Origin of the sequence: Mesorhizobium sp. M1A.T.Ca.IN.004.03.1.1 (assembly GCF_003997555.1) — a bacterium.
GTDB lineage: Bacteria > Pseudomonadota > Alphaproteobacteria > Rhizobiales > Rhizobiaceae > Mesorhizobium.
The window spans coordinates 1-244 of the sequence record NZ_RZTV01000901.1 but is presented as its reverse complement, the minus strand read 5'-3'; the positions used below and the strand labels follow the sequence as shown (position 1 = coordinate 244).

At 63.9% G+C, this 244-nt stretch carries 1 pseudogene; it reads right to left on the bottom strand.

Annotated features, from left to right (window positions below):
• Positions 1-59 precede the first annotated feature (59 nt).
• Positions 60-244, bottom strand: a pseudogene (locus tag EOD29_RS34285) (esterase); the annotation flags it as partial.

The window sequence follows — 244 nt, the reverse complement described above, 5'->3', positions numbered from 1 at the left end:
CACCCTCGGGCGGCACATCGCATTGATGCAGTGTCGGCTGACGCCGGCGGCTGTGGCCCCTATTCTTCCGGTTTGTCGGCAAAATGCCGGATCGCAAACTCGGCAATAGTCTGGCTCGAGCGATCGGCATCGTCGAGCATGGCGGGAAATAGCTGCCACTGATGCGGCATGCCCGGCCAGACCTCGGTGGTCACATCCACGCCCTCCTCGCGCGCTTTGTCGGCGAGGCGCAGCGTGTCGTCAA